11 protein-coding genes and 1 other annotated feature are annotated in these 12,749 nt (G+C 44.9%); of the genes, 8 read left to right on the top strand and 3 right to left on the bottom strand.

The annotated features are described in order from the left end of the window. The first annotated feature begins 79 nt into the window (after positions 1–79). From A8F94_RS06165 to A8F94_RS06155, 3 genes are all read left to right on the top strand, one after another. Positions 80–1,267: an MDR family MFS transporter gene (locus A8F94_RS06165; RefSeq protein WP_066197003.1), complete on the top strand. Its 1,188-nt coding sequence runs from the start codon at positions 80–82 to the stop codon at positions 1,265–1,267. A 359-nt stretch (positions 1,268–1,626) separates the two neighbouring features. Beyond that, positions 1,627–1,847: a binding site (T-box leader), on the top strand. 103 nt (positions 1,848–1,950) lie between these two features. Further along, a complete protein-coding gene (gene leuS, locus A8F94_RS06160; protein ID WP_066197001.1) occupies positions 1,951–4,362 on the top strand; it encodes a leucine--tRNA ligase in 2,412 nt (803 codons plus the stop codon). Positions 4,363–4,463: 101 nt separating this feature from the next. Beyond that, positions 4,464–4,778 (top strand): rhodanese-like domain-containing protein, encoded by a 315-nt coding sequence (locus A8F94_RS06155; protein WP_066196998.1) that lies wholly within the window; start codon positions 4,464–4,466, stop codon positions 4,776–4,778. A 133-nt stretch (positions 4,779–4,911) separates the two neighbouring features. On the opposite strand, the gene A8F94_RS06150 is transcribed toward A8F94_RS06155, so the two are convergent. After that, positions 4,912–5,163, bottom strand: a complete 252-nt coding sequence (locus A8F94_RS06150) for an alpha/beta-type small acid-soluble spore protein (protein ID WP_066196996.1) — start codon at positions 5,161–5,163, stop codon at positions 4,912–4,914. A 113-nt stretch (positions 5,164–5,276) separates the two neighbouring features. Here A8F94_RS06150 and A8F94_RS06145 point away from each other — a divergent pair, with 113 nt between their 5' ends. Next, on the top strand, positions 5,277–5,459 hold the full coding sequence (locus A8F94_RS06145; RefSeq protein WP_066196994.1) for a sporulation protein Cse60: 183 nt from the start codon (positions 5,277–5,279) through the stop codon (positions 5,457–5,459). 55 nt (positions 5,460–5,514) lie between these two features. Here the strand turns inward: A8F94_RS06145 and A8F94_RS06140 are convergent, their stop codons facing one another. Further along, entirely contained in the window at positions 5,515–6,786 is a 1,272-nt protein-coding gene (locus tag A8F94_RS06140) for an NAD(P)/FAD-dependent oxidoreductase (RefSeq protein WP_066196993.1), read from the bottom strand. Between the two features lie 225 nt (positions 6,787–7,011). Between A8F94_RS06140 and A8F94_RS06135 the strand changes: the two genes are divergently transcribed. Continuing rightward, a complete protein-coding gene (locus A8F94_RS06135) occupies positions 7,012–8,601 on the top strand; it encodes a putative polysaccharide biosynthesis protein (protein ID WP_066196992.1) in 1,590 nt (529 codons plus the stop codon). A gap of 39 nt (positions 8,602–8,640) precedes the next feature. Further along, the gene (locus A8F94_RS06130; protein ID WP_066196990.1) at positions 8,641–9,360 is read left to right on the top strand and encodes a pseudouridine synthase; all 720 of its coding nucleotides are present in this window, start codon (positions 8,641–8,643) and stop codon (positions 9,358–9,360) included. Between the two features lie 130 nt (positions 9,361–9,490). On the opposite strand, the gene A8F94_RS06125 is transcribed toward A8F94_RS06130, so the two are convergent. Next, positions 9,491–9,712 carry a DeoR family transcriptional regulator gene (locus tag A8F94_RS06125; protein WP_066196987.1) on the bottom strand — a complete coding sequence of 74 codons (222 nt, stop codon included), beginning with the start codon at positions 9,710–9,712 and terminating at the stop codon, positions 9,491–9,493. A 427-nt stretch (positions 9,713–10,139) separates the two neighbouring features. Between A8F94_RS06125 and pepV the strand changes: the two genes are divergently transcribed. Both pepV and dat read left to right on the top strand, forming a co-directional pair. Continuing rightward, positions 10,140–11,564 (top strand): dipeptidase PepV, encoded by a 1,425-nt coding sequence (gene pepV, locus A8F94_RS06120; protein WP_066196985.1) that lies wholly within the window; start codon positions 10,140–10,142, stop codon positions 11,562–11,564. A gap of 19 nt (positions 11,565–11,583) precedes the next feature. After that, positions 11,584–12,447: a D-amino-acid transaminase gene (gene dat, locus A8F94_RS06115; protein ID WP_066196983.1), complete on the top strand. Its 864-nt coding sequence runs from the start codon at positions 11,584–11,586 to the stop codon at positions 12,445–12,447. Positions 12,448–12,749: the final 302 nt, after the last annotated feature.

Below are 12,749 nucleotides of genomic sequence, written 5' to 3'. Positions count from 1 at the left end.
TTTTATTAAACGACTTGCTTCAGCAAGTCTTGCCAACTATTTATTGCCTTATCGGGCAACTAGCAAAGGAGTTTCATGTATGCCGCGTTCGTTATGGCTCTTAATAATCGGGATGGTTGTCAATGTTATTGGCTCCTCTTTTTTATGGCCGTTAAATTCCATATATATTCATGATTATCTTGGAAAATCCTTGTCAACAGCAGGGTTCGTCCTAATGCTTAATTCAGCAGCAAGCGTCGCCGGCAACCTTGTAGGGGGAAGCCTATTTGATCGGCTTGGAGGCTATAAATCTATATTACTGGGTATCGGTATTGCCTTGGCTGCACTTCTCGGCCTTACACTCTGGCATGAGTGGCCGCAATATGTCATCTTTCTGACTCTGGCTGGATTTGGCTCGGGCGTTATTTTTCCGGCTATGTACGCGATGTCTGGTTCGGTTTGGCCTGATGGGGGCAGAAGGGCGTTTAATGCGATTTATGTGGCACAAAACCTTGGTGTTGCGGTTGGGTCCGCTCTTGGCGGAATTGTAGCAGGTTATTCATTCGAGCTGATTTTCTTTGCAAACCTCATCATGTATGTTCTGTTTTTCGGGATTGCCTTTTTTGGCTACAAGGGAATCAAAGTGGACAGCACAGCCCAGTCTTCCGTCTTGCAGGAAAATACTCCAAGATTTAAAGGAAACAAAGGCCTTCATGCCTTATTGATTTTATGTATTGGCTATTTGCTTTGCTGGGTGGGATATGTCCAGTGGCAGACAACGATTGCTTCCTATACACAGGAGATCAATGTGTCCCTTACCCAATACAGCTTGTTATGGACTGTAAACGGTGCGTTGATTGTCCTTGGCCAGCCATTCCTGAGTGCGTTCCTCAAGTGGTTCGGCCGTTCCCTTAAAGCCCAGATAATACTTGGAATGGTGATTTTTAGTATTGCATTTATTGTAGCCGCGTATTCAAACGGCTTCTCTGGCTTCATGGCAGGAATGATTATTTTAACAGCTGGTGAAATGCTGATATGGCCGGCAGTACCGGCAATTGCCAGTGAACTTTCCCCAAAAGGGCGCGAGGGCTTTTATCAGGGGATTGTCAACAGTACAGCAACTGGCGGCAGGATGATTGGCCCGCTGCTTGGGGGAATACTTGTTGACCTGTATGGCATGTCGATGCTTTTCACAATCCTGATCTTGTTATTCATTATCTCTATTGGCACAACGCTTATTTACGATAGAGGAATCCGAGGACAGAAACAATCTGTGAATGTCTCTTAAAGCGATATACAGCCCTGCCGGATTAGGCAGGGTTTTTACTGTTGAAAAATCAGTTAGACGGCGAATGAATTGTGACAAAATCGGTAATAACTGTAAATATCTCGGATAAATCTGCAAAACTCCCGGATAAAACCGAAAAGAAGTCCCGGAATATTGGAATGTACTTGAGCAAGGGTATCTAAGACAAAACCCCGTGACAGAAATATGCAAAATGTCCTTGAGCAGGTCGCACATATAAAAATGATGTTTCATCTCTGAAACTTATGTGTTGAAACGCCGCCAGAACCCATTTTTCTGCAGTTTGCTTGCATCCAAGCGAAATATTATATAAAATATCACTATCTCAATCCCATATACTAAACATGGCAATGAGAAGGAGCAGTAGTGAAGGCGTCCCGCCATTTAGAGAGCTGGCGGTTGGTGCAAGCCGGCCGGGACATTCATGAACTCGCCTTTGAGCCGCAGGTATGAACAGCTAGTAGTAATGCCTGCCGTTTTCCGCGTTAAGGATGAATGAAGCGAGTGTTTTACACTAATTTGGGTGGTACCGCGGGAAGATACATATCCTCTCGTCCCTGTTTATGGGATGAGGGGTTTTTTGCTTTTTTTTAAAAGAAATTGGCTGCATATTTTGCCAGGCCCAGCCTGGTCTTTGCAGGATAGATTGTAGGGAGGAATAGACAATGAGCTTCAACCACAGGGAAATTGAAAAGAAGTGGCAAACGAAGTGGGAAACAGAGAAAACGTTCAAAACAACCGAGGATAAAGGCAAGCCAAAGTTTTACGCGCTTGATATGTTCCCATATCCATCCGGCGCCGGACTTCACGTAGGGCACCCGGAGGGCTATACAGCTACAGATATCCTGTCACGTATGAAACGGATGCAGGGCTATAACGTGCTTCATCCAATGGGCTGGGATGCATTCGGGCTTCCGGCTGAACAGTATGCTTTGGATACCGGCAATGATCCGGCAGAATTCACGAAGAAGAATATTGATACTTTCCGCCGCCAAATCAAATCACTCGGCTTCTCTTACGATTGGGACCGTGAGTTCAGTACCACTGATCCGGATTACTATAAGTGGACCCAATGGATTTTCTTGAAGCTTTATGAAAAAGGGCTTGCCTATGTGGATGAGGTTCCGGTCAACTGGTGCCCGGCGCTTGGAACAGTCCTTGCCAATGAGGAAGTTATCGATGGGAAAAGTGAGCGTGGAGGACATCCTGTTGAGCGCCGCCCAATGAGGCAGTGGGTACTAAGGATTACTGAATATGCTGACCGGTTGCTTGAGGACCTTGAAGAGCTTGATTGGCCTGAAAGCCTGAAAGATATGCAGCGCAACTGGATCGGGCGTTCCGAGGGAGCCGAAGTTACATTCAACATCAAGGGCCACGATGGTACATTCAAGGTATTTACAACCCGTCCGGATACGCTTTTCGGTGCAACATATGCAGTCCTCGCTCCAGAACATTCGTTAGTTGAAAAAATAACGACAGCTGAGCAAAAAGAGGCAGTAGAAGCGTACCTCAATAAAGTAAAGGCAAAAAGCGACCTTGAGCGTACCGACCTTGCGAAAGAAAAGACCGGTGTCTTCACTGGCGCATATGCAATCAACCCTGTTAATAACGAAGAAATGCCTATCTGGATTGCAGATTATGTCCTTGCCAGCTATGGTACAGGAGCGATCATGGCGGTACCTGCCCACGATGAGCGTGACTATGAATTTGCCAAGCAGTTCGGGCTTCCGATTGTCGAAGTTGTTGCTGGCGGAGATATTGAAAAAGAAGCGTATACAGGTGATGGCGAGCATGTCAACTCGGGCTTCCTGAACGGCTTGAATAAACAGGATGCCATTCGTGACATGATTGCCTGGCTTGAGGAAAAGGGAGTCGGAACGAAAAAGATAACATATCGTCTCCGCGACTGGCTGTTCAGCCGCCAGCGTTATTGGGGCGAGCCGATTCCAATTATCCATTGGGAAGATGGCACAAGCACGGCTGTTCCTGAAGACCAGCTTCCGCTTGTTTTGCCGAAAACGACAGATATTAAGCCTTCGGGTACTGGCGAATCACCATTGGCGAACATTGAAGAGTGGGTAAATGTAGTCGATCCTGAAACAGGCAAGAAGGGCCGCCGCGAAACGAATACAATGCCGCAATGGGGCGGCAGCTGCTGGTACTTCCTGCGCTACATTGATCCAAAGAATGATAAGCAGCTTGCCGATCCTGAAAAATTAAAAGAATGGCTGCCGGTCGATATTTATATTGGCGGGGCCGAGCATGCGGTACTTCATTTGCTTTATGCGCGTTTCTGGCATAAATTCCTGTACGACATCGGTGTTGTCCCGACGAAGGAGCCGTTCCAGAAACTGTTTAACCAGGGTATGATTCTTGGCGAAAACAATGAGAAGATGAGTAAGTCGAAAGGCAATGTCGTAAACCCTGACCATATTGTAGAATCACACGGTGCAGATACGTTGCGTCTTTACGAAATGTTCATGGGGCCGCTTGATGCTTCGGTTGCATGGTCTACAAATGGCCTTGACGGTGCCCGCAGATTCCTTGACCGGGTATGGCGCTTATTCATTGAGAACGATGGGTCTTTAAGCTCGAAAATCCAGGAAGGTGCTTCGGCTGACAATCTTGAGCGTGTTTACCACCAAACTGTCAAAAAAGTTACCGAGGATTACGAAGGGCTCCGCTTCAACACTGGGATTTCCCAGCTGATGGTATTCATTAATGAAGCGTATAAGACTGACGTTCTTCCTAAGCCGCTTGTCGAAGGATTCGTAAAACTTCTTTCTCCTGTTGCACCGCATGTTGCGGAAGAACTTTGGGAAAAGCTTGGCCATACGGATACCATTTCCTACGAGCCATGGCCAACATTTGACGAATCCAAGCTAGTTGAAAACGAAGTCGAAATCGTTGTTCAAATCAACGGCAAGGTTAAGAAAAAGGTTATGGTTCCTGCCGATGCAACGAAGGAAGCCATGCAGGAGCTTGCAATGAACGAAATCAGCGGAGAGCTTGAAGGTAAGACCGTTCGCAAAGTAATCGCGGTTCCTGGTAAGCTTGTCAATATTGTAGCCAATTAAATTGAGTAGATCCTGGTAAAAAAACCGGGAATGTGGAAAAATTAGAATAGCATCCTCCGGGAAACCGGGGGATGTTTTTCCGAAAAAGGGGTGTATGTTAAATGGAAGAGATGAAAACAATCTCAACTGAAGAATTGCAAAAGAAGGTTGAAGCAGGGGAAAAGCTCGACATTATAGATGTAAGGGAAGATGAGGAAGTTGCTTACGGAATGATTCCAGGGGCCAAGCATATTAAAATGGGCGAAATTCCTGCACGAATGGATGAACTTGATAAAGACAAGGAGTATATATTCGTGTGCCGTTCTGGGGGCAGAAGCTTTAATGTATGCCACTACCTGCATGACCAGGGGTTTAAAGTGGTCAATATGGAAGGCGGCATGCTGGCCTGGGAAGGTGATGTCGAAGTTAATTTTTAAAGTATTTAGAGTGCTTTCCGTCTAAAATGGAAGGCACTCTTTTTGTGTCCTAAGCTGTTTAGTTAATTGGGTCTTAGTATATAAATTTATTTCGGTGGAAGCGGCTGTCCACTCCCACTCTAACTCATGAACATTACTGCTTTTTCATATTCTCCATTGCCATCCGCACCATTTCCTTGACCATGCTGCCGCCAAGCCTTCCGCCAACTTTGCCCGCGTCATGGGCAGCGATTTGGCCATTGTAGCCAGGCTGCAGCTGCACCCCAACTTCCTTGGCTGCCTCAAACTTTGCATCTTCAGGGCGTTTGGCACCGACTACTTTTGCCTTTAATTCATCAAGCCCATGTCTTGCTTCAGGAACTAAAATCTTATTGCGCCTGCTCATATTCTCGCCTCCTTGTTCTTATTTTGCAGCAAAAAATAAGAACTTATCCTGCATAGTTATAAACTGTTTGAATTTTGGGAAAAATGATTAACAATTTAAAGGAGGGGAAGAGGATGATTCAAGTTAAGCTTTTCGATAGGGAGCATGAAGCGGATTTAGAAAAGGAAATGAACCTTTTCCTGAAGGAATTGGATGAAAAGAGACTATACGATATTAAATATAATGTGGCCGCGATTCACGAGGATGAAGATGACCAGATTTATTGCTTTTCAGCGATGGTCATTTACAGGGCGTAAAAATCGACACGAATAAAAGAGGCTGTCCCAAAATACTGGGACAGCTTTTATGTTTTTAGCGAGAGGATCGGACATATTCGGCGGCACTGTTTCCAGCGAGCCTGCCGGTAACAAAGGCAGCCGTAATGTTGTAGCCGCCGGTATAGCCATGAATATCGAGGATTTCCCCGCAAAAATAGAGGCCTTCCTTCATTTTCGAAGCCATTGTCTTTGGTTCTATCTCCTTAACGGAGACCCCACCGCCTGTTACAAACGCCTTCTCTAAAGAGAGTGTCCCATTAACATGAAAAGTGAACTGCTTGCATAACGTGCAAAAGCTCCGGATTTTATCATGGGAAACTTCACCCGCCTGGGCAGATGGATCAATCCCGCTGCGTTCGAGCAGGAATAAGAGATATCTTTCCGGAAGGAGACCCTTTAACAGGTTCTTGACGCTTTTTTTCGGTTCTGCTTTTATGGATGCGACCGTTTCCTGGAATAATTCTTCTGCATTTTTATCAGGAAGTGCATCAATTGCCATTTGAACTTCCTTGAGATTCCACTTTTTCATCGCTTTAACGACAAACTGGCTGGAGCGGAGAACGGCAGGACCGCTGACTCCGAAATGGGTAAACAGCATGTCCATCCGGTGAGTGATGAGCGGCTTTCCTTTTGGATTCAGTACGCTGACCGCTGCTCCCCTGAGTGCAAGGCCCTGAAGTTCCTTTTTCTTAATAAAATCCTCAGAGGATGTCACAGGCACTTCTGTCGGGAAAAGCTCTGTTATTGTGTGCCCTGCTTTTTCGGCCCATGCATATCCGTCACCGGTTGAGCCAGTATGCGGGACAGACTTTCCGCCGACAGCAATAATGACTGCACCAGCGGTTATTTCGGTTCCATTGTCCAGCAATACGCCAGCTGCCCGATCATTTTCAATAAGCAAGTCCTTTACAGGTGAGTTTGTATAAATTTTCACCTTATATTCTTCAAGCTTGCGCAAAAGTGCATCAACGACTGATTGCGCTTTATCCGTAACCGGGAACATCCTACCGTGGTCTTCCTCTTTTAACTGGATGCCTAATCCTTCAAAAAAAGCAATAATATCCTCATTGCTGAATATCGAAAAACCGCTATATAAAAATCGTCCGTTGCCTGGGATATGCTTAATGATTTCATCAACAGGCAGCCTGTTCGTTACATTACAGCGCCCGCCGCCGGAAATGGCAAGTTTTCTGCCAAGCTTGTTTCCTTTATCAATCAGGAGCACTTTCGCACCTTTGGCTCCTGCCGCAGCAGCTGCCATCAGGCCGGAGGGTCCGCCGCCAATTACAATTACATCGTATTTCATCATTCACACCAACTTTGTTAAATATCCAGATTCAGTATCGACTGATTTTTAATTATTATAACCTACCAACCTTACCATGAAAATGTGGCCAAATGCGAAATTAATCGAAATATAAGGAATGGCAGTGGCACATTGGGGAAAAGAAAGGTACACTACTAATTAGCGTGCCGGTTCAAAAACATTGCATTCGGCACTTGCGGATTTTTAAGAGTAAGAAGGGATTTTATGTCATCAAAGCTTATTAGAGGAACGTTTATCCTGACTTTAGGGACGATTATATCAAAAGCGCTTGGATTGTTTTATGTTATCCCCTTCACACGTATTGTGGGAATAGAGGGAACAGAGCTTTACCAAATGTCGTATATTCCTTATACGATTTTTATAAGTATAGCGACAGCCGGGATTCCGCTGGCTGTTTCGAAATTTATAGCAAAATATAATGCACTCGAGGAATATGCGGTAGGCAGAAAGCTGTTTAAATCAAGCCTGGTCGTTATGTTGATAACAGGTATTTTGTCTTTCCTCGTTTTATATTTGTCTGCGCCTATTCTTGCGAGGGGTGAAGAGGATGCTGTTGCGGTCATAAGGGCAGTGTCATTTGCGCTGATTGTCGTACCTTTTATGAGTATGATTCGGGGATTCTTCCAGGGCCACCAATCGATGGGGCCTTCCGCAGTATCACAGGTTGTAGAACAAATTGTCAGAATTACATTTGTGCTGGCAGGAGCCTATATTATTCTTAAGGTACTTGATGGTAGCGTAGTGGACGCGGTTAAAGCAGCAACGTTTGCGGCTTTTGTAGGGGCAATTGGCGGCCTTGCCGTTCTTGGCTGGTACTGGATTAAGAGAAAGCCTGGCCTTGATGCGCTCCTTGAAAAGGATAAAGGGACGGCAGATATCTCGCTTAAGGAAATGTATAAAGAAATATTGGTTTATGCTACGCCCTTTGTCCTTGTTGGCATCGCGAATCCGCTTTTTCAATTTATCGACCAAATGACCTTTAAAGACGCGATGATGGCAATTGGATTTGATAATAAAGAAGCAGGTGCAGCCTTCTCCATCCTCAATTTTCAATCGCACAAGCTTGTTATTATTCCAGTTTCCCTTGCAACGGCATTTTCGTTAACACTGGTGCCAAGTGTGACAAAGGCGTTTGTTGAAGGCGATCGGAAAAGCCTTAACTTTCAGTTGAACCAGACATTTCAGGTGCTACTATTCCTTACCCTGCCGGCGGCGGCTGGATTGTCCTTGCTCGCTGAGCCGTTTTATACCGTATTTTATGGCCATATGGAGCTTGGCACTGAAGTGCTTAAAATGTATGCTCCGGTTGCCCTTTTCTTTGCGTTGTTTTCTGTAACAGCAGCTATTTTGCAGGGAATCAATCAACAGAAATGGACGATCTTAAGCTTGCTTACAGGGCTTTTAGTAAAACTAACTTTTAATATCCCATTCATAAAAATGTTTGAAACGGATGGTGCGATTGCTGCGACAGCCCTGGGCTATGGAGCAGCAATCCTGATCAATCTGATTGTGATTAAAAAATTCTCCGGTTATCGCTTCAGGCTCGTTTTCCGCCGCAGTTTATTAATTGTGATTTTTGGGGCGCTCATGCTTACGGCCGCAGCTATCACATACGGAATCATGTCGAGTTTCCTTTCTCCGGAGATCGAATGGCAAGCCCTTATTATCATTGCTGCAACAGCACTTATTGGAGGGGCAGTCTATTTTTATCTTTCCATTAAAACCCGCCTGATTTACTTCCTGTTTGGAGACAAGGTGGACCGGCTGCTGGGTAAACTGAGAATACGAGTCTAAAAAAGCACAAAAGATTACATTTGTAAGGAGTGATTTCCTTTGAGAATAGATAAAATGCTGGCCAATCTCGGATACGGCAGCAGAAAAGAAGTGAAGCAGCTCCTTAAAAGCGGTGCCGTGAAAGTGAACGGTACAGCAGCCAAGGATCCGAAGCAGCACATTGATCCTGAAAAGGACACCGTCACATTAAATGGGGCGCAGATTGAGTATAGGGAATTCATTTACTTGATGATGAATAAGCCTCCAGGCGTTATTTCTGCCACCGAGGATACCAGAGATGAAACGGTCATTGATTTGCTTGAAATGGACGATCAAGTATATGAGCCGTTCCCGGTTGGCAGGCTTGACAAGGATACCGAAGGGCTGCTGCTGATTACAAATGATGGACAATTGTCGCATCGCCTCCTTTCACCAAAAAAGCATGTACCGAAAACATACTTTGCAGTCATTGAAGGAGAAGTAACCGAAGCAGATGTCGAGGCTTTCTCCATCGGAGTCACGCTTGATGATGGCTACCATACAAAGCCTGGCGATTTGAAGATCCTAAAATCGGGGTTAATGTCTGATATCGAGCTGACCATTACAGAAGGGAAGTTCCATCAGGTTAAAAGGATGTTCCAATCTGTCGGCAAGCGCGTTGTCTATTTGAAACGCATTTCGATGGGACCGCTTGAGCTTGATGAAACACTTGAACTTGGCGAATATAGGGAACTGACAGATGAGGAACTCGACAGCTTGATGAACTATCAGCCTGAATGACAAGATATGGCCGGGGAAATCCCCGGCCATTTTTATTTCAATTATACAAAAAGAAAACCGCCAAATAGGCGGTTTTCATCTGAGGAGCGTTCAAACTACGCTTAAGTTTTTGAAGAGTATTGGTACTGTGTTAAGAGGACATTTTTACTTTCTTCTCGGTGGTTGTCCATTTGCCCCTGCTCGTGCTTTTGACGAGATCATTGTAGGCAAGGACATTTAAATCACGTTGAATGGTGCGAGGAGTGATGCCAAATTCGTCTACAAGATCCTGGGTCGAAACAGTCCCATTCTTGGAGATGAACATGTAGATGCACTTGATGCGGTTTAACATCCGGTTAGTCGAAGGTTTCAAAAAACCACTCCCTATCCATTTTTCAAACCCTGGGCATATTCCTGCTGACGGCCGACTGGTTAAGATTCAGATTAGGAATCTCTCCAAACAGCCACTCCCTTCCATTGCTTAGTGTTAATCATTTGTCCTTATTGTATCCCTTAATTCTGAAGATTTCCACCTTAAATATGAAATTTACAATATATTTATACTATTTTTGCACAAAACATTCGTGTTTACCTTTCTTTTACCCTTTTTACATACAATATGCACTTAATAATGCAGAATATGAGAGTTTAATGAAAATTTCGCAAATAAGCTGATTTTTCTTTTCTTTGTCCCGTTTTCACTTCGTTTTTTCTGTAAAGACTGGTAAGATTATTTTCATATCGATAGTCGTAGAATATGGGGAGGCACTGCCCATATATTTTTAGTGGGAGGATTTTTTGTGGAACAAATAAATTGGCTCGATGAAATCAGCAAAAGAAAAGAGGCATTCATTCAGGATACGCAGAAGCTTTTGCAGATTAAAAGTGTCCTTGATGAATCAAATCCGACAGAGGACGCACCTCTGGGACAGGGGATTAAGGAAGCTCTTGATTTCATGCTTGACCTCGGAGAAAAAGACGGGTTTATAACAAAAAATACAGATAACCTGGCGGGGCATATCGAACTCGGTGAAGGAAAAGAGCTAGTCGGCATCCTTTGCCACCTCGATGTTGTGCCTGAAGGAGATGGATGGACAAGCGGACCATTTGACGCCGAAATCCGCGACGGGAAACTTTATGCGCGTGGTGTACTGGATGATAAGGGGCCGACAATGGCTGCTTATTATGCAATGAAAATTGTAAAGGAACTTGGACTTCCTTTGAAAAAACGAGTCCGGATGATTCTGGGCACCGATGAGGAAAGCGATTGGCGCTGTGTTTCGAGATATTTTGAGACTGAAGAGATGCCAGGTCTGGGCTTTGCACCAGATGCTGATTTTCCAATTATATACGCGGAAAAGGGGATTTCGGATTTTGACCTCGTGCAATCTCTTTCTGGAGATGAGTCGGATGAAACTCCTCAGGTTGAGGTGCTGGCATTCAAGTCTGGCCTCCGCTATAACATGGTTCCTGACTTCGCCGAAGCATCCCTGCATGTACATAAAGCGGATACGGAAATTATGCAAAGGTTTATCGAATTCATGGATCAATATGGATTGGATAGGAAAGTCAATGTAGATGCGGGTACAGTTGTTTTGGAAGTTACAGGAGTGTCTGCTCATGGGATGGAACCTGAAAATGGGAAAAATGCCGGACTGTATTTGGCGGAATTTCTGTCTACGCTAAATATTGATTCTCGGGCAGGGCGGTATTTTAGCTTTATTTCCCGTCATTTTTACAAAGATTCACGTGGAAGAAGCCTTGGGGTCTCCTATAGCGATGATATTACCGGGGACCTGACCATCAATGTTGGAAAACTCTCGTACACAAACGAAGGCGGAGGAATGCTCGGCTTAAATCTCCGTTATCCAGTAACCGCCCAAATGGAGGAAATAAAAAGCAAGCTTCAGGAGACAGCAGGGAAGGAAGGCTTCGAGATTGTGAACTTCAGCGATTCCAAGCCCCACCATGTAGATGAAAATGATTTTCTCATCCAAACCTTGAAAAAGGTTTATGAGGAGCAGACCGGAGAGCCAGCCCAATTAATAGCGATTGGCGGCGGCACGTATGCCAGATCTCTTGAATCTGGTGTCGCCTTTGGGCCCCTGTTTCCTGGAAGGCCTGACGTTGCCCACCAAAAAAATGAATATATGTTTATAGAAGATCTTGTTAAAGGGGCGGCCCTTTATGCCCAAGCGATCTGGGAGCTTGCCAGGGAAGAGTAAATAATAGGAGGGGAACTAAATGGAATATGTAGTTTTAAATGGGGAAATTATCTCGCGTGACCAAGTGTCCATTGATATAGAAGACCGCGGTTATCAGTTTGGTGATGGAGTTTATGAGGTTATCAGAGTCTATAACGGAAAAATGTTCACAGCGAGCGAACACCTTGAAAGGCTTGAAGCTAGTGCGAGGAAAATAGGCATTGATTTAGGTTGGACGGTTAGTAAACTTGGAACCATTTTTACTGAACTGATTGAAAAAAATCAGCTAAGTACAGGGATTGTCTACCTTCAAGTAACAAGGGGTGTTTCGCCACGCAACCACGCATTCCCGCCCGCTGGGACTGCGCAGACACTAGTGGCGTATACGAGGAAAATGGAACGGCCGCTGCAAACGATCAAAAACGGGGTGGGAGCTCTCGTTGATGACGATATTCGCTGGCTGCGCTGTGATATTAAGAGCCTCAATCTTCTCGGAAATATACTGGCGAAACAAAAAGCTGCCGATGCTGGTTGTTATGAGGCAATTCTTCACAGGAATGGCACAGTCACAGAGGGGAGTTCTTCAAATATTTTTATTGTGAAGAATGGGTCTATATACACTCATAAAGCGAATAATCTCATCCTAAATGGAATTACAAGACAGACTCTTGAAAAGCTATGCGCTGCCGCAGCAATTCCATTTGTCGAAAAGGAGTTTGCAGTTGAAGAACTGAAAAGCGCTGATGAGGCATTGCTCGGAAGTACTACTTCTGAATTGACCCCGATTGTAAAAATTGATGGCAATCCGGTTGGGAACGGAGAACCAGGTCCTGTCACAAAAAGGCTCCAGCTTTTGTTTGAACAGGAAATTGAAAGGCAATGCGGGGCGATTGCTATAAACTGAAACTTCCATCAGCGTTTTTTGCTGATGGTTAGTCCCGTTCTAGTGCCGATAATTCGCCAAAGAGCGGCGACTAAGCGGCACTACGAACCCGATTAGTTCAACTAAGCCGCTGAACTTCACAGCGGCAAGTTTCACTGTATTTCACCAATCGGGCTTTAAGGGTCAGTTGCCTCTGAAAGAGGCTTACTGACCCTTAATGCGGGATAAAAAATTAATTTGCACATTAGATGATAAAAGGCTGCCCGAATGGTATGGGCAGCCTTTGGTTTTGGGAATATAGGCATAACGGAAACTTTTTCCGG

The organism is Bacillus sp. FJAT-27225 (genome assembly GCF_001685025.1).
Classification (GTDB): domain Bacteria; phylum Bacillota; class Bacilli; order Bacillales; family Cytobacillaceae; genus Bacillus_D.
This window is presented reverse-complemented; position numbering and strand designations above follow the sequence as displayed.

Coding starts and splice junctions, on each gene's coding strand:
- dat (WP_066196983.1), top strand. CDS start 11,584: ATGGAATATGTAGTTTTAAATGGGGAAATTATCTCGCGTGACCAAGTG.
- A8F94_RS06140 (WP_066196993.1), bottom strand. CDS start 6,786: ATGAAATACGATGTAATTGTAATTGGCGGCGGACCCTCCGGCCTGATG.
- A8F94_RS06135 (WP_066196992.1), top strand. CDS start 7,012: ATGTCATCAAAGCTTATTAGAGGAACGTTTATCCTGACTTTAGGGACG.
- A8F94_RS06155 (WP_066196998.1), top strand. CDS start 4,464: ATGGAAGAGATGAAAACAATCTCAACTGAAGAATTGCAAAAGAAGGTT.
- leuS (WP_066197001.1), top strand. CDS start 1,951: ATGAGCTTCAACCACAGGGAAATTGAAAAGAAGTGGCAAACGAAGTGG.
- A8F94_RS06165 (WP_066197003.1), top strand. CDS start 80: ATGCCGCGTTCGTTATGGCTCTTAATAATCGGGATGGTTGTCAATGTT.
- A8F94_RS06150 (WP_066196996.1), bottom strand. CDS start 5,163: ATGAGCAGGCGCAATAAGATTTTAGTTCCTGAAGCAAGACATGGGCTT.
- A8F94_RS06145 (WP_066196994.1), top strand. CDS start 5,277: ATGATTCAAGTTAAGCTTTTCGATAGGGAGCATGAAGCGGATTTAGAA.